The following is a 16,258-nucleotide window of genomic DNA, read 5'->3' on the forward strand; positions in this document are numbered from 1 at the left end:
TTATTTAAATCCACGCTCTCGTACAGAGAGCGACAGCAAAAAGTAACAAAAAATCATCTATTTGATTGTATTTTTGTTCAAATCCTTAAACTTTTCCTCAATTCATATGACAAACCTATTCTTTTTCCTCTTATTTCGACAATTATCCTCTCGTTTCGCGGTGCGAACCTCCCAGGGATTTCATGTGCGCTATAGGTTCGCACTAAATAATCAGGGTATCCTCAACATTAAACGAAGTTTTTGCACCAATATGCTCAACCTTGTTCTTGTAATTATTGCCCAGCATATAGAACCTTAGACTATCCGTCTCCTTATCAATAATTTGCTCAAGCTTATGCTGAACCTCACGAAATTTTGCCGCATCCAGCACGCATTCAAAGACCGAATTCTGAACGCGTTGCCCGTAGTTCACACATTGCTTGGCAACCTGACGCAGCCGTTTTCTCCCCGCTGCCGTTTGAGTGTTAACATCATACGTGATCAGCACTAAAATTTCATCTCACCTACTTCCACATAAACGCCGGATATCCGTCCAAATCCCCACGGATAAACCTGGCCAGCAGCATAGCCTGGGCATAGGGCACAAGCCCCCATTCCATTTTTTCCTGAAGAAACGGGTGCCTTATCTCCTCCTGTTTCCTACTTTGCCACGCCTTTAGGATATCTCTTCTTGTGTCATCATCCATAATAACTGCTCCGTTTTCCATCCTGGTAAACCCGCCGGGATTGACTTCCCGTCTGTTGATTAGTGAAATAACAAAACGATCCGCATACACGGCCCGCAGCTCTTCCATCAGATCCAAAGCCAGGGAAATCCTACCCGGCCTATCCCGGTGCAAAAATCCCACATAAGGATCCAATCCCACCGTTTCCAGGGCCGCGGCGGCATCATGGGCCAATAAAGTATAGACAAAAGACAGCATGGCATTGACATTGTCCAGGGGAGGCCGTTTATTCCTGAATTTGAAATAAAAATCCTCTTTTTGCTGGAGGATCAAATCATCTAACACTCTAAAATATTGGGCCGCAGCTTCCCCCTCAACACCGCGAAGCTGCCCCAAATCCTTACTGTTCTCAACCAGTTTCAGAGCGTTGGCTAGGGTTTGGCAGACTCCTTTTAATTTATCCGTATCCAGCCTAGCGGCATAATCCCGGGTTGCCCGCTCCACTACCCAACGGGCGTTATATATTTTCCCCAGAATGAAACTCTTGGCAATTTTGTGGCTTTCCTCCGTATTATCCGAAAGTCTGTACTGTGCTTTTCTTAAAGTGACGTTACCTCTGACTTCCCCCACCACTCTGCCCAGAAATTTCCCGCTGGATTTCATAAAACTCAAAGCGATATTGCGTTTGGTACAGGCACCCATTAAGGCCGGACTGGCCCCAGTATAGCCAAAGGCGATAATGCCCTCCAGATTATGCAGAGGCACTCTCAATGCCTCCACATCATCTTTCAAAACCACAATATTTTCTCCATCAAGGGACAAATAGGTATTGGGGGAAGTTACATAGAGGGTATTCAATAATTTTCTCATTGATCAGCCTCAATCTCTGAAATATTTTTCTTCATGTAACCCAGGGCCGATGGATTTTTACACAGCTTAGGCAGACAAAGCTCGCTAAGGGAACAGGCTTTGCAAGCTTTTGTAGTTCTGACCTTGGGAGTATATCTCTTGTCATAGAGCCCATGCATCTCCTGACAAATCCTTTTGACTTCCTCCCGGATCCCCTCATCCAAGGTAACTTTCATTCTACGTTTGGGTTCCCCATAATATAAAAACCCTTCGGGTATGGTGCACAGGAGCATTTCTTCCAAACACATAGCCTGAGCACATAATTGCAGCACATCCGCATTTCCCTGCTTGGGTTTCCCCCGTTTGTATTCCACAGGAACCGGCTGATAAGTTCCCTCCCTACCATAGAGGGTGACTCCGTCCCGTGACTTATGAAATTCCACCACATCACAAGCCCCGGTAATCCCCAGGGTACGGGAAAAAATCCCCATACCCCGTGAAATGATCAGATTCCCCCGCTTTTCCTTGATGGTGCTGTCATGGGTTTTCTCATGTAGGATGGCCCCTTCTACGGTACGGAGGTTTTCCTGCCACTGCTGCTCGATATGGATTAAAGCCCATTGGCGTTTGCAAAACACATAGTGCTGGATTCCGGACAAGAGTAAAAAATCCTCTTCTTGATATTCCATCGTTGATACCTCATTGCAAATTTTCGGCCCTTTTAAACCAAATTAATAATTTCAGGGACGCATTCTGTTTGGTCCAGCTCAATCTCATAATCGTCAAAGGACTGGGGAATGTCTTTTTTGGGTGAGATACGCAGAGCCCGCTGGATTACCGCCGATGTTTCTTTCGGTGTTTTGTCAGCATGCTCCCACCAGTACACTCTGCAAACCTCACAGGAACCCTCAGGCCGGGCCGAGGAAGCATCATTCTCAAACAGCGTGCACAGCGCTTCTTTAAGCTTTTGCGCGTCTTCAGCAGTAAAACCTGTCTTCTCAGCCAATTGGCAATTGATGCTGCCCCGGATCACATACAACCCAAAATTAACATAATGTTTCATTCCCATGGTGTCCGATGATTTACCGCTCTTTCCCGCCTCACTGTTTACGCTCTTGGTGATTTGCATATCCACAATGTCAATGGGGGAAACACTGACGGCCTGCTGCACAGACACCGGACCGCGCACACCAACGGAAACCTCATCCCCTTTAAAAGCAAAAACCTGTCCGAAGGCGCGGACGTCGAACCATTTATGGCAAGCGATTTGCATGCATTTATCTCTGTCCGCTTTCTTTCCTTTACTCATTTCGGCTTTAAATTCCCCATAACCATCCGCCCGGTCCTTCAGGCTCTTATAGCCGTCGTTCGAACGGTCATCAGACTGGACGAAGATGCTTTCACCAAGATCCTGCAGCCGGTTGCGAAGTTTACGCTTGATGGCCACATCGGAAAATATCCCGTGACCTTCATAATCTTCCCGGGGGCGGTTTCCGTTGAGGGGATCTCCATTAATATTGGCTCGTGTGACTGAAACAATTGCTGCGAAGTCCATCTTATTTTGCAGAGTACTCATCTTTATTCCTCTCCTTCTTGATCATCTTGATAACCTTCGTTTGTTCCCTTTTGCGAAACATTTGTCCCTTCCTGCGAAGAAATCTGTTCTTTCGGCCAGCGCCTCAATTTCGTTCTTTGGCAGTCATAGCCAATCAGGTATTTTCCGTCAAGGAGTACATTGGATATGCGGTCCTCATATACAAATAACCCAGTGATCTCACCCAGCAAATTCTTGTAATATTCTCTTGTAGAAGGTTTTAGCTGCTTCATATAGGGCTGTAGATTATTCCAGATAATATCCCAGGTACGGAAAGGGCTGCGGGAAAACGCCTGCATATATCGTTCCGCATTGGTAATGCGCGTTTCCCCCTTCTCATAGGTAGCTCTCTCCACCCGTTCCGCCACAGCCAACATGCGCCCGTAAAGATAACTCCTGTCCTGGTTTGTTTTATCGAGCTCCATCCCTAAAATCACTCCTTCTCTTTCCTTGCGCTGCTGCTTCTCCCAATAGAGACGCTTTACCATGGAACAAGCAATATGCAGAACTTTGTGATAATTAAACTTGTCTTTATAAGCCAAAGGATTGGAGGCTTTCAAGACCGCCGCCCGCACCATGTCCCGGGGGATTGCCGCGCCGTCAATGATGCACGGGCGCAATCTCTCAAAGGCGGCTACGAGCATGGGGGACTTATTATCGCTGTTTTTGGCCAGCTTAAGCTGAGGATTATTGTCCTCCCCCTGTTCCGTACCGTAGATAGCCAAAGCAATCTCCCGGATAGAAGCCATCCCTTCATAGACCTTTCGTTCCTTATCCTGGATATACTCATGTTTCCAACAACAACTCTTATGCCATTGGCCGAGATTCTGAAGATAACGGGAAGACGCCAGCTCTTTGTAGTAAGTGATTGCCAATCTTCCGGGGGTTGCGCTGTCAAGGGCTAAAACGACCATCCTGGAAATGCCGCCCAATTTTGCCTTATAACCATCCAATGCCGCATTAAATTTTTTCGCACTGACATAATTGGTTTCCGGAATCTCGGCTTCATCCTCCTCAAACAGCACCTCTTCCTCTAATTCAACCTCAACCCCATCTGCCGCATTTTCCGGCACCTGGGACAAAATATCGGCCGCACTGGCATAGAAATCAGGCAAAGCCCGCAAGGCGTTTTCCCATGCCACAATGCACACCCCATCTCGGCTAAATCCTTGCCGGCGGATAATCCATTTCAGAGCATTATGCGCTTTCTGCGAAGCAACATACCCAATCGACAAAGCCTCATTATAGCCTGTCTCTTTTTCTTTCGTATGGAACCGTCCCCGGTAGGTAAAGTTTGTGTCGTCATTGGCAGAAATCAATTTAGCCTTGGTATCCCATTTCCCGCGGATTTTTAGAGGATTTGTTTTGGCAATGGGCGTATACTCCCCTGTCATGTAACAAAGATCCTTTGCCTGAAAGGTGGATAAATAATAATTGATAAAGCTGCGCTGCACCGACCTATCCAGCCATACGGCACTGTCATGGACATTATCCCGATTATCGAGAATATCCTCTGGAAGACGCTTATCATGCATAAATACGCGAAAACGAACAAAAGCCTTGTCCAGAGAGGTATTTTGGACTTTCACTTTATCGGAAACAATTCCATTTTCATCCATCGGCAGGACCTGACTGCGGATTAAATCCTGCGCAACGGTTTCTTTGCTAACATAGCGATAAATGGCCTGCACCTTCGGATGGGAAAAGGGCGAATCGCACCATGCTTTAAGACCTGCCAGGTAAAGGGGAAACGCCCCCTTGAGTCTTGCTATCTTACTCTGTTTATCTTTTTCATTTTTCGCATCGGGAAAATAAAAGGTTAGTGCTTCCAGCAGATCGCCGGCAACATAGGATAAAGAATCAAATAGTGGCAAAGCCTTGAGTCCACTGGTTCTGCCCTCTGGATACGGGACCAGAGTCTCCGCTTCATCCTTTTCCAGGAGGTGCGCACCGAGGTAGTTTCCCTCCTGGTCAATATGGATTTCAATTTGCGCCTCCATCGTGTCGTACCCCATAGGGAACAGCACTAAGGTCTTTTTCTTCCATATCTCTGCCTGACCGGCCCGCTCTGCGTTGGCATCATACAAGGCGCAAAGGGACGATACCCAGTTCATTCTATTACCTCCTCTGCAGCAAATTCAGCCAGACCGGAAAAATTGCCGATGCTCTCTCCGAACGGCTTGATCGGCATTTTATGGAGGATACGTCTGTCCTTGTCCGGAATCTCTTCCGGACCGGGAAATTCGATCACACCCCTTTTCATGATTACATGATGGAAGCGAACACTCATATGCCCTTTTTCTGCATCTCGCAGCGCTTCATCCGCATAGGTAAAACCGTGAAACATATAACCCAGATGAAGTTCCTCCACCTGATCATAGGTCCCGGGGCCCTCTCCGAACACACAGGGTTCCACCGTCCCCTGGCATTCCCTCGTTCCCAGAAAAATATCTCGTCGTCCGCCCCGCTCAATCATGCGCCGGGCAATATTGTGGTGCTTGTGCTCATTGCGGTCAGCCGCCAACTCAGGCCGATTCTCGTTCCAGACGAAATGGGCCCGAACCTGATAGCAGACGTCTTTCAGATAGGTATAGATGGACAGATCATTGCCACCATTGTAATATTTAGTTCGGATACCCTCCGACGCCGTTTGGATCATATTCATCACCCGGACCGCATCAATGATCCAAACAAGGGTAGGCTTCCAGTAGACGGAGGCCAGTATCCCCTTCAAAGCTTCGTAAGTGGGCACATAATAACTTGTTTTTTCCCCTCCCACCCGTGTGACCGGATCGGAAAACAAGGCCCTGTCGCCCCTGACCAGAAATTCCACAGTATTCCGCTTGATTTCCATAACCATCACCTCCCTAATTTAAATGATCAGCGTCTCCATCTTAATACTCAGGGTTTCATCCACTCCATACTCCTCGTCATAGTAATCCGGGGGAAGCACTAGGATGCCCCCATCCTCCGGAGCAAGGGCTGTCCGCTGCGTTTTAATCCAGTCATTTTCTCTTAACTGCACTGTGTAGGGCTGGAGCTGGCGCAAAGCTGTACGCTTTTCCTGAAGGGTAGTTGCCTCCCTCAGCTTTTGCAGCCTTTTCTTCGCTTCATCGTCATATTCAATAAATACATCCACTTTTCCGTCATCATCAATCACGGAAAATGCCTCACCTGCTTCCTTAAAGGCCTGTTTTAGCTCAGGAGGTCGCTCCTGTGGGAATGTTTCTTTAAATCCCCTTTGGCCGGAAGGGTTGCTCGTGAGCAAATCGAGCAGGGTGTGCTCCGGATCGAACTTCAGGCGATAGGCCATTTCCCCAAGTAGGTGATGGAAATACCTTGCATAATACTCCTCCATTGCAGCCTGGGACAAAGCCCCTCCCGGATAACCTTCGGGAGATATTTTTATGCTGTACAGCAATTCCTGTGTGGCTTTCTGAGCTTCCTTGAGATAACCCTGCCCGCCTGTCCGTTCATCCCGAAGATTGATAATTGAAACGATACCGCAGGAGGTTTCATAGTTACGGTTACAGCGTCCTGCCGCCTGGACAATGCTATCCAGTCCGGTCAAAGAGCGGACGACCCGTTCAAAGGAAACATCCACACCCGCTTCAATTAACGATGTGCTGATGCAAATGATTTTTTCGCCCGAATCCTTATCCTTAAGCCGCTCACGCAGTTGCTTCAAGACCCTGCTGCGATGAGCGGGGCACATGTTAGTGGACAGATGAAAAATCCGGTATGGCGTTTCCTTGCCAAGCTTGTCCTGTATATGCTTAAAAATCTCACGGGCACTTCGTTTTGTGTTTACAATGGCCAGCACAGACCTGGCGCTTTCCAGTTGACTGACAATAAAGTCCGCCGCTTCTTCCCGGGAATATCCCCGTGATCATGCAATCCACAATTTGTACCCGCCGAAAAGCTTCGTTGTATTTTTCTTCATTTTCGATGATGTTCCTCGGCTGTAAGATCTGGTAATGGTCTATTCTATCTAAAAGGGGCTGGGTTGCGGAGCAAAGGACTACAGATGATTTACAAAAAGACGCTAAAAAATTCATGGCTCCATTAAACAGTTTTAAAACCTTTATCGGCAGGGCCTGAATTTCATCCAGAATAATCACTGAATTTCCCAGAGCCTGCATCCGTCGTATGCAAGAAGTTTGGCCCGCGAACAAGGTGTTCAGGAACTGAACAGCGGTGGTAGCCACCACCGGAGACTGGGTCCAGTTTTCTGTTAGCAGTTGATACCTTTTCTCATCTTCATTTTTACTTTTATTCTCTTCCGCACTAAAAATAATGTTGGAATGATGTTCGAGCACAGCATCAGGATCTCCGATGAATTTGGCAATTTCTGCTGCATTTTGTTCTAAAATGGAGTTGAAAGGAGCGATATAGAAAATGCGCTCTTTCCCATAACGCCGAGCAGTATGTAAAGCATAGCGGAGAGCAGCCAAGGTTTTTCCAGCCCCGCAGGGCACCACTAAGCGTAAGATTCCTGCTTCACCGCCGTCAAATTCCGCACAGGCCCTCGATATTTCCCCCCGGTAAGGATCCAGGCTGGATGTCTTTTTCCCTTCTTGCAGCTTCTTTAGTTGGCTTTCATAGTGAACCACGTACTTTTTCCACATTTCTTTGCGCTCATCCGGTGCTCTGCGCCGGGGCAGCGCCCTCTTATCTTCAAAACAAGCCGTATCTGTCCGGTCGGCATCAATGACAATGGAGGTAATCAAACGGGTGAACATGGCCCGGTAAAAGTGGCGCGAACCTAATGACTTACTCTTTTTCTGTAATTCTTGAATGTTCTTGGTAATAAAGTGAGTGTCAAGACCGGCATCGATAAACTCCTGATTGATAAAATCTCCGCCGTAACGCTGGTATACCGTCTCTTTCACACGTTCATAGGAATCAGCAATATTTTCTGCCGCATCTACGAATACAACATCACCATCCAGAGAGAGGCAATCTCTCAGTCCGTGATGGCTCATAATTACCGTTCGGGCGATTTCCGCCGTTATTTGAGAAATTTTTTTTGAAGAAGCCAAATCATTGACCAACCTAGCACCATGGGTAGAATGGATGACTGAACCGCGAACAACCCGCTTTCCCTCAGTTGCCGCCCGGATATATGCGCTAAACTCCGGCGTGTTTTTGCCGTCGTCGTGATGTCGTCCCGCCAATTTGGCAATCTTAGCCAAGCCGTATGGCTCGGCTATAGCGGAGGCCAGCTCCGCTACCTGGTCATTATGTTCATCCACATACTGTTCACTCCGATCCGCTTTGCGGATATGGGCAATGAAACGCTTGAAATCCACGCGCTTTCCCCCTGTTTGTGTACCGCCCTTATCTATTATAGCTTGCCCTTTACCATATTTTGTGTTATGTTTTGTCGTTTTTTGCTTGATAAATATAAAAAGAATGCCTTAACCAAATTTACTTGGAAGACATTCTTTTTACACAAAAAACATGTGTTTTTCAATCCACGCTCTCACCTAGAGAGCGACAGAAAAAAGTAAACAAAACCACCTGACGAAATCAATTTTTGTTTACTTTTTAAAATTTTCTACATAATAACCTAATCCAGGTCTACTATATCTTCCATATTTCAATAATTTTCTTCTTATTCTGCGGTGCGAAACCCCCGGCATTTTCATGTTTACTACACGTTCGCACCAAATAAAAGAGATAAATCTATTTATTCCTTGAAGCATTTGCTTTTACTTCTAGTTCTTGCATCTCTTGGCAAATTCATCACCTCAAAAAAGTATATCAAACAATCAGGTACAATGTACCTGTCCCCTTGTCCCTCACAATATGATTCCGAGACTATATTGTTTATTCAATAATCCTTTATTGAATATCTTTAATTATTTCATCAATTAATTCCATCATTTTAGAAGACATTGAAACAAAGGTACCATGTACAGTACAAGATTTTATAATTTGTTTTCTTAATTTCATTACTTTATGATAATTACATTTCGATAAATAATCTACTATTATTTGAAAATCTACATTTTTTATCTTACATGCCTCTTCCAGCCCTCTACGCAACATATTAATATAATTATCATTTTTTCTTTTATAATAAACCCATGCGAAAAAGTTTTCTGCTTTCACGGTATCTGGTGAATCAGCATGACAGATAGGACATAATAAAAACATATTTTCTGCCTTTTCTTCCCCTCCTAGTGACCTAGCTATAATATGAGCTTTCTGTAACGATTTATCATTGTTCCATTCTTTTTTTAAGCTACCGGAAATATTAATATTTTCTTCATCTAATATAAATGACGGTAAGCCACATGCCCAGCAACAAATATCATCAGAAAACTCTATTATACGAATAGCCTCATCTTTTTCTTCGCAACTTGCATAATTCTTGATTTGATAATTTTTCAAAATTGACTTATCTTTCCAAAATTCATAAATTTCATATTTAGTAATGGACATATTCACCCCATATATTTCCTTATTCGCACTCCAAGAAACTACTTTCAGTATAAACAAATATAAAAGCACATCCACATATTACCTAAAAACCCCAAAACCCCCGAAACTCCTTAATAATTTACTAGATTTTCTCCCACAACCGTTTCCACATGCCTTGAGGATATGAAAAAGATGCCGCTATCCCCTTGGTGGCGGAATATTTTTTAACTTTTATAAAATATTTTCCCGCAACAAATACCCAGTGGCAGAGCCTCTTTCCACCAAAAAATTAAGGATGGAAATTACTGCCTTCTTTATATGCAATGTAGTCTTAATTCTTTGCCTGTATGTAAGAACATATTTTCGTACGATATTTTCAAGATAATAAATGGTATTAACTTCAAGCTCTTCACTCAGTAAGTTCTTATTTTTTTCTACCATATTACTTAGCCAGAATATACCATCTTCCAAAAAGTTACTGCCGATTTCATTCAGAACCTTGGAAATAGAGTACAAAACAGGCGGGAAGTGGCCCATATCCTCAGAGGCCTTCTTGTAGAACAATTTCTCTCTTCCTTTTAAAGAATGCCATTCTTTTGCAGTTTTTGTCCAATATGGCCAAGCTAAAAGATAATTATAAATGGTATCTCTGGTATCGTGATAATAATGTTTCCTTGTGCTGATGGCTTTAATGTTTTCATAAAACAGGTGCCAGACCATCCAAAATTCCTCGTATCTATTCAGCCTGTCTTCGGCAGAGATAAAATGCTGGAAAAACTTATCCGTATCATCAGCAACCTTAAAATTCTCAACAAAAGGCTTGATATATGCGTCAATTAATTTTTTATCTGCGGTTAAGACAAAAGCGGCAAATTTGTCCAAGAATCTCGTCTTTAACTTATAATCAAACCTTTCCTCATCGTTGTGGTAGCGGTCGCGTTCGAAAATTCTTTCTGCGAAGACGGGAAATATCTCCAAAACAAATTTATTATGGTCGTCATGCTGTGTGCCCAAAGGCAATAATTCAAATGCTCTGGTCAATACATCCAGGTCCATTTTCTGTATATCCGGAATATCGTCATATTTTATTTCATATGAAATGATTTTCTCCAAATCGTCTTCGTATTTCTGGTCAAATATTTCAAGTACTTGATTATCCGAAATCTCATAAATACCTTTACTATAATTCTCTTTATGGATTTCATCTATCAAACTATCATACTTGGGTTTAAGGTACAGATAGCCTAAAAAGATAGAATGCGCGTCCTCAAAACCGATATCCCATAAATTTTGCAGGATGGCCCGGGCGGTAAAGGTAGAAATTTCCGTATGTATGCTTAATAACAAAGCTGTCAGGACCGCTTTAATTCCCCCAGCGACTTCTTTATCTTTTGAAAAATAATTAAAAAGATGAGGCAGCGCGCAGATGGCAGGTTCAATTCCATCGGTAACCTGGTAGATATAACGCTCCACCCAAAGCGGTAATGAGGAGTATTCTACGATTATATCTTTGCAGAATTCCATCTCTTCTGTGTTTAGCAAATTGTTAAAGTCTCTGACTAGTATCGAACAGGCATAGGCCGGAGTAGCGTGATTAAATAACCGGAAGTCTTCCGTCTCTCCCTTTTTCAGGGTCTGAATGATTTCTTCTACTTCCGCAATCACTGATTGCGGATTATTTTCGTATTGCCGGTACTGGCAGTATTTATCTTTTTCATTATCAAATCTATGTCTGGACCATAGATATAAAGGCATATGTTTATATGCGTCATTATATTGCTGCCTAGAATCCTCGCTGTATTTTTTAAATTCCGGGTCGATCTGCGGATTAAAATTAATTAATACTCCCTCTTCTGTTGTCTCTAGTTCGGGGCTCATCTTTCTCCGGTCCATTCTTGCCAGATACAATCTCCAAGTCCTGGAGTCCTCCGTTTCTTCAGATATCTCCTGCAGCTCTTTATAATATCCATCAAATATCCCCCATAGGAATTGTTGGCGCTTCTCAGCTTCTTCAGCGCTTACGTCCGCTGATCTAAAGAACTGATATTCTATGGCTAAAAATTCCAATGTTTTTTTCCTGTGCGGGTCATCACAGGTTTTGATTCGTTCATTTGAGTGTATGTCATGTTTGTAATTAAAACCATAGCCAATGGAACAGGTGGCCTTGACAGATGATTCCAGCACCATTCTTTTTGTATCATAATAAAAGAATTCTTTAGTTCGAAAAAGAATCTTGGCAATATTAAATAGTTTGGACGGGTGAGCCATAACAATGCTGGCGACTACGGCGGTGACGGAAGCTGAGTGTGAATTCTTTATGAGGTAATAACACAGATTTTCCAATTGCTCAGGTGTTCCAACTTTGGCATAGTCCAGCAGCCATTTTTCCACGGCCATATGCATTGATTCAAGAAGATGTGTAGAAACCTGGGTTCCTCTGTAAGTATTCCATAATCTGTTGCTGATATATTGTTTGATACTGCTGTTGTCAATAAGTAAAACCTCAATTTCTTCCGTCTCATATTTCAATTCGGAACTTGCATAATTTTCGGCTGCCTTATTTGTAAATGTCAGGATAAAATTAATCGTTATGTTTGGCGCACACCTTAAAAGCTGGTAAATTGGTGTTTGCAAAGCGCTGGGAGGAAAATACCGGGAATTAGATCCGTGGGAGAGACCAAATTTTTCTTCAATTCCCGGTGTTCTGTAGCCAAACCAATCGTCATCCTTTCTCGGTCTGTGTACCCAAAATAATTCCGCCAGCTTGATTACATAGCCGGGGAGAACTTTTATGACTTCATAGCTATCAGTGATAGATGTCAATATCACTTCTACCAACTTATAGTCCCGGTCACGATGGTTCGGCTCGTTCCTGTTAAGAATTCCATCAAAAATACGTATTAATTCTTCTTTGATTTCTGCTGAGCCTTGCAGTATGACCCTGATGAGTTGATCTTTTACTTCCCCTTTGCCAAACCCGCTCCCGCTAACTATGTTCTCATAGTAGAACAGGGCAATTTGACTTGCTTTCTTTGTTGTATCCCCGTGGGTATTTTTATTGTTCCAATCAACCAACATGGGAAGAATCGTCGGCATATGCTTATTGCCAAGCATTTCTTTATGACTGTGGATGAAATCGATCACATAAGACCATCCGCTGCCTTTGGGCTGGGTGAAAAGCGTGGGGAGAAAGCCATCGTCAATCTCTTTGCAGGCAATTCTAAGGAGAAATACAACTCTCATCAACAAGGCTTCTTCGTTTTCCAAGAGCTTTGCTTCAAATAATCGAAAGAACACTCCCGCATAATCGGACAACAAAACGGAAACAATCATCTCATCTTTCCAGAATGATTCTATATTGTCACTGACTAAGGATTGTTCGATTAATGATTTAATATTCTCCTGATTGATAAATAGCTTTTCAGATAGCCAGCTTCTGAAAGATCTTCGAACAGGTAAACTGCTCCCTAAAGCAGCAAAGAAGTTTTCATAATCGACTAATGAGATATAAAATCTTTCGATAATTTTATCCAGTGCCCACTCTTCGTAGATATCGTGAGTAATAAAATATCCGCCGGCATTGGCGTCATATTTTATTATTTCATCAGCTTCAAGAGCTTGTAATGCTTCATTATCATAACCCTCAGCACTTACAAAAAAATGCCCATCGTTTGCTCTTTTCTGAGCTATCTGCAAAAAACAAGATTCCCGCCTGATATGAATGTTACCTTTCTGATAGACTGATTTTGCAATTTGCTTATACCATAAATGGTTTTTGAAATCAGTGAGACTTGTTGAACGCTCTATGTTTTCATATTCATGTAAATATTCAGCGAGGTAAAATGGATTTCGCAACAGCTCAAGTAACCTCTCGTTTTCCGGGAGATTAAAGTAATATTTATTAGAAAGCTGGTTAAGCTCTTCTTCGCTGATTTCTTCTATATTTAATGGTGTAAAGGAAAGGCTGTATGTTTCAATTAATTGGAACTTCAGATCGTCGAGATAGCTATACCTTGTCGTAAATATAACTTTCCATTTGTTATTAATTAAAGAAGATAAAAACTCCTGAAATGTGCTCTGATCCTCTATATCAGATAATTTTTCCGCAGAATCTATGATAATATATTTTTCTTCTATTCGCTGATATTCAGCTATAAAATCGGTTAATGTGAAATTTCCATAAACATTAAAAAGTCTGTTTATATTAGAGGTATTAAACTCGGTAGCCTTAAACATGATAACTGGTACTGTCTCTTTTACCTGGTTATAGAAATCTTTAATTACCGCAGTTTTCCCAATCCCACCTTTTCCGCTTAAAATAACTACCGGTGACTTGGCTAAAACAATTTTCAAATCAGCCAGAATTGCTAACCTGTCCAATTTGATTACATTACCCTTAAATTCTATGTCAGTACGGATAGGGGTTAGGATTGATTCCGTATGTTGACTTAAGTCCTGTATAAGGTCAAATGTACTTTTCTCTAAAGCAAAAAAATGTTTTGCCAAGGAAATATTATTTTCAAGCGTAAGTTGTCTCTCAAAATGACTGGGTACTCTCCATTCGATTTCAATTCCTTTACCTATCGCAAAATTATCAATTTCGATTTTGTACTGAGGCTCTTTTTGCCCATTTTTATTACTCTCGGAGAACTCTTGATTAATATAAAATAATATTTTATTTAAATTTGGATTCTTATATTTCGCCTTAGCTATAGAATCCTCTATATCCTTTACGTTATCGCTAATTTTAGTTTCATAAAACTTCGCTTGGAAACCAATTATCTTTCCTTCATTCTCAATGGGCTCTGTCTCTATTCCTGTCTGATTTTTGTATCGGAATATTCCTCTATCCTGATTAAATTCATCACAAAATAGAAGATAGCTTATATTTTCAAATGTTATTTGTTCTTTGCCATTAAATTTTGCTTTTAAAATATTCCAGTTTATTTCAAACACTTTTTCACCCCCTATGCGTTGATTATCTTATCCTAATTATATATAAAATGCTAAAATCCGGAAATTAATCCTCATCTTCATCATTCAGATTTCCATTCACCAAACCCTTTATATCTTTGGCATTCAAAGGAGTTACTGCCTTTTTCCCTGTCTGCTTTTCATACTGTACACGTGCTGCCTTTGCGACCGAACCACCGCGTCGTGCAACACTTTTATGTTCCGTCATGGTTTCTGGTTCATTCTGTCGGGAAATATCGGTAGTTGTAACTTCCGCCAGCATATTCAGAACCAGCTCAACATTGGTCATATTGTCCCTGAGATTCTCTTTTTTAAGCCCTTTGAATTCTTTATATTGTCTTGTTGTTTTGCCTGCCCATGCCCGCGTTATCTCATCAGTTAAAGTTGCAAAATCCCGTTTATCAGTGACGCCGCGCCTTTCCCACTCATCAGTCAGTTCCTTGCGAACTTCAATTGTTTTCAGCCGCTGATTAATCCAATTGCGTGAATATCCTTTTTTTAGATAGGTTTCTAAGGCACGTTCAATAGTAAGCTCAGGATCGGCGGTTTCGTCAATCCGCTCGCTGCCCACACGAGCCAACCACAATTTAAACGGTTCAGCTTTTTTACTTGGGATTGACTGAATAAGCCGCAAAAGTTGTTCTGTATCAGCAACATCTGTCATGCGCATTTTGCCGTCTGCAGCTTTCATTTTCAAAGCGTTACAATTTGTAACGGTTTCATTTCCTTCCTCGAGTAAGCGTTTTTTCATAACACGCCAGTATGTCTGCGGATTTCCACTGTCAGTTAAAACAGCAATCACATCTACGATAGAAAAATACCATCTTTCATGTTCTTCTTCCCATAAAACACGAACTTTTTTATCTTCGAATAACTTGATCGAATTTTCTTTGTCCATCACCAAACCTCCATAGCTTTTACATTTAATTCTATCGAATTTGGTAGAATTAAATGTTATCTTGCTATTCATTATACCAAACACACGTTCTGATATACAATATGATAAAATCATTCTGGAGTCGTTCCTATGAAATCCTCCAGAAATTCAGGCAAGAAGCGTTCGCAAATTTCTTGCTTAACAATGGCATGACCACCAAAAAGTCGAAATACAACAACATCTTTCTCTTCGTTAATTAATAAAGGTCTACCAAACACTTTGGTGCATCCTTCAATCGCTTTTACCGGGATAACTGGTCGTAGTCTTCTGATTTCTATTTTATAATCTTCATCAGCCCAACCAACCCATTCAGTTTGCCCTCCGATCATGCCATCATCTCCGAAGTGAATCCAATAGTACACAGCGCTTTGATCCACCTCTATATTGTTTTTGCATCTAAGGTACCAGCTATAAAGTTCATTGTACTTCCCATTTTGGAGAACTTTATTTGACTTTTCTTTTAAATCTTCTTTTATTGCTAACAAACCAAGTAAATAATCTGTTGAAACATCAAAATATGTGGCCAGCTTCACGAGTGCATATGTATCTGGCCTGGATTTATCGCTCTCATACCTTTGAATGGATTTTAAACTGATTTCTATTTGTTCCGCCAGAATTTCTTGGCTTAAACCAAGAGCGTTCCGCAATTCTTTTATCTTTTTCCCCAGAGTATCTATATCTGTTACCTCCATTTCATCTTTATTTTCATTATAAATTATTTAATTCTATCGGGAAACGGACAATTGTGTCCTATTATTTGAATCCTTAATTAAAAGGGACATAAAAGGTGGTGTATCTTCATTGCGAAAA

12 protein-coding genes are annotated in these 16,258 nt (G+C 42.1%); all 12 read right to left on the minus strand.

Annotated elements, in window-relative coordinates; genetic code table 11:
- Positions 1-202: 202 nt before the first annotated feature.
- Entirely contained in the window at positions 203-493 is a 291-nt protein-coding gene (gene cas2, locus BUA78_RS04255) for a CRISPR-associated endonuclease Cas2 (RefSeq protein ID WP_072911230.1), read from the minus strand.
- A gap of 10 nt (positions 494-503) precedes the next feature.
- Positions 504-1,535 carry a type I-C CRISPR-associated endonuclease Cas1c gene (gene cas1c, locus BUA78_RS04260; RefSeq protein ID WP_072911232.1) on the minus strand — a complete coding sequence of 344 codons (1,032 nt, stop codon included), beginning with the start codon at positions 1,533-1,535 and terminating at the stop codon, positions 504-506.
- Entirely contained in the window at positions 1,532-2,203 is a 672-nt protein-coding gene (cas4, locus tag BUA78_RS04265; RefSeq protein WP_072911233.1) for a CRISPR-associated protein Cas4, read from the minus strand. Before cas4 ends, cas1c begins: the two co-directional genes overlap by 4 nt.
- A gap of 32 nt (positions 2,204-2,235) precedes the next feature.
- Positions 2,236-3,090: a type I-C CRISPR-associated protein Cas7/Csd2 gene (gene cas7c, locus BUA78_RS04270; RefSeq protein ID WP_072911235.1), complete on the minus strand. Its 855-nt coding sequence runs from the start codon at positions 3,088-3,090 to the stop codon at positions 2,236-2,238.
- A 2-nt stretch (positions 3,091-3,092) separates the two neighbouring features.
- Positions 3,093-5,222, minus strand: a complete 2,130-nt coding sequence (gene cas8c / locus BUA78_RS04275) for a type I-C CRISPR-associated protein Cas8c/Csd1 (RefSeq protein WP_072911236.1) — start codon at positions 5,220-5,222, stop codon at positions 3,093-3,095.
- Positions 5,219-5,962: a type I-C CRISPR-associated protein Cas5c gene (cas5c, locus tag BUA78_RS04280; RefSeq protein WP_175548968.1), complete on the minus strand. Its 744-nt coding sequence runs from the start codon at positions 5,960-5,962 to the stop codon at positions 5,219-5,221. Before cas5c ends, cas8c begins: the two co-directional genes overlap by 4 nt.
- A gap of 18 nt (positions 5,963-5,980) precedes the next feature.
- Positions 5,981-6,931, minus strand: coding sequence for a helicase-related protein (locus BUA78_RS20575; RefSeq protein WP_238456711.1), 951 nt, complete (start codon positions 6,929-6,931; stop codon positions 5,981-5,983).
- Positions 6,894-8,420 (minus strand): CRISPR-associated endonuclease Cas3'', encoded by a 1,527-nt coding sequence (locus tag BUA78_RS20580; protein WP_238456712.1) that lies wholly within the window; start codon positions 8,418-8,420, stop codon positions 6,894-6,896. The genes BUA78_RS20575 and BUA78_RS20580 overlap by 38 nt, the downstream gene beginning before the upstream one ends.
- Positions 8,421-8,955: 535 nt before the next feature.
- Positions 8,956-9,558 (minus strand): HNH endonuclease, encoded by a 603-nt coding sequence (locus BUA78_RS04290; RefSeq protein WP_139257234.1) that lies wholly within the window; start codon positions 9,556-9,558, stop codon positions 8,956-8,958.
- Positions 9,559-9,768: 210 nt separating this feature from the next.
- On the minus strand, positions 9,769-14,493 hold the full coding sequence (avs4, locus tag BUA78_RS04295; protein WP_072911239.1) for an AVAST type 4 anti-phage nuclease Avs4: 4,725 nt from the start codon (positions 14,491-14,493) through the stop codon (positions 9,769-9,771).
- A 64-nt stretch (positions 14,494-14,557) separates the two neighbouring features.
- On the minus strand, positions 14,558-15,409 hold the full coding sequence (locus BUA78_RS04300; protein WP_072911241.1) for a BRO family protein: 852 nt from the start codon (positions 15,407-15,409) through the stop codon (positions 14,558-14,560).
- Positions 15,410-15,519: 110 nt separating this feature from the next.
- Entirely contained in the window at positions 15,520-16,140 is a 621-nt protein-coding gene (locus BUA78_RS04305) for a helix-turn-helix domain-containing protein (RefSeq protein ID WP_072911242.1), read from the minus strand.
- Between the last annotated feature and the right edge of the window lie 118 nt (positions 16,141-16,258).

The organism is Desulforamulus aeronauticus DSM 10349 (assembly GCF_900142375.1).
GTDB lineage: Bacteria > Bacillota > Desulfotomaculia > Desulfotomaculales > Desulfotomaculaceae > Desulfotomaculum > Desulfotomaculum aeronauticum.

Bases quoted from the DNA above. Each gene is read 5' to 3' on its own strand.
- cas4 (WP_072911233.1), bottom strand. From the start codon at position 2,203: ATGGAATATCAAGAAGAGGATTTTTTACTCTTGTCCGGAATCCAGCAC.
- cas5c (WP_175548968.1), bottom strand. From the start codon at position 5,962: ATGGAAATCAAGCGGAATACTGTGGAATTTCTGGTCAGGGGCGACAGG.
- BUA78_RS04300 (WP_072911241.1), bottom strand. From the start codon at position 15,409: ATGGACAAAGAAAATTCGATCAAGTTATTCGAAGATAAAAAAGTTCGT.
- cas7c (WP_072911235.1), bottom strand. From the start codon at position 3,090: ATGAGTACTCTGCAAAATAAGATGGACTTCGCAGCAATTGTTTCAGTC.
- BUA78_RS04290 (WP_139257234.1), bottom strand. From the start codon at position 9,558: ATGTCCATTACTAAATATGAAATTTATGAATTTTGGAAAGATAAGTCA.
- cas8c (WP_072911236.1), bottom strand. From the start codon at position 5,222: ATGAACTGGGTATCGTCCCTTTGCGCCTTGTATGATGCCAACGCAGAG.
- cas1c (WP_072911232.1), bottom strand. From the start codon at position 1,535: ATGAGAAAATTATTGAATACCCTCTATGTAACTTCCCCCAATACCTAT.
- BUA78_RS04305 (WP_072911242.1), bottom strand. From the start codon at position 16,140: ATGGAGGTAACAGATATAGATACTCTGGGGAAAAAGATAAAAGAATTG.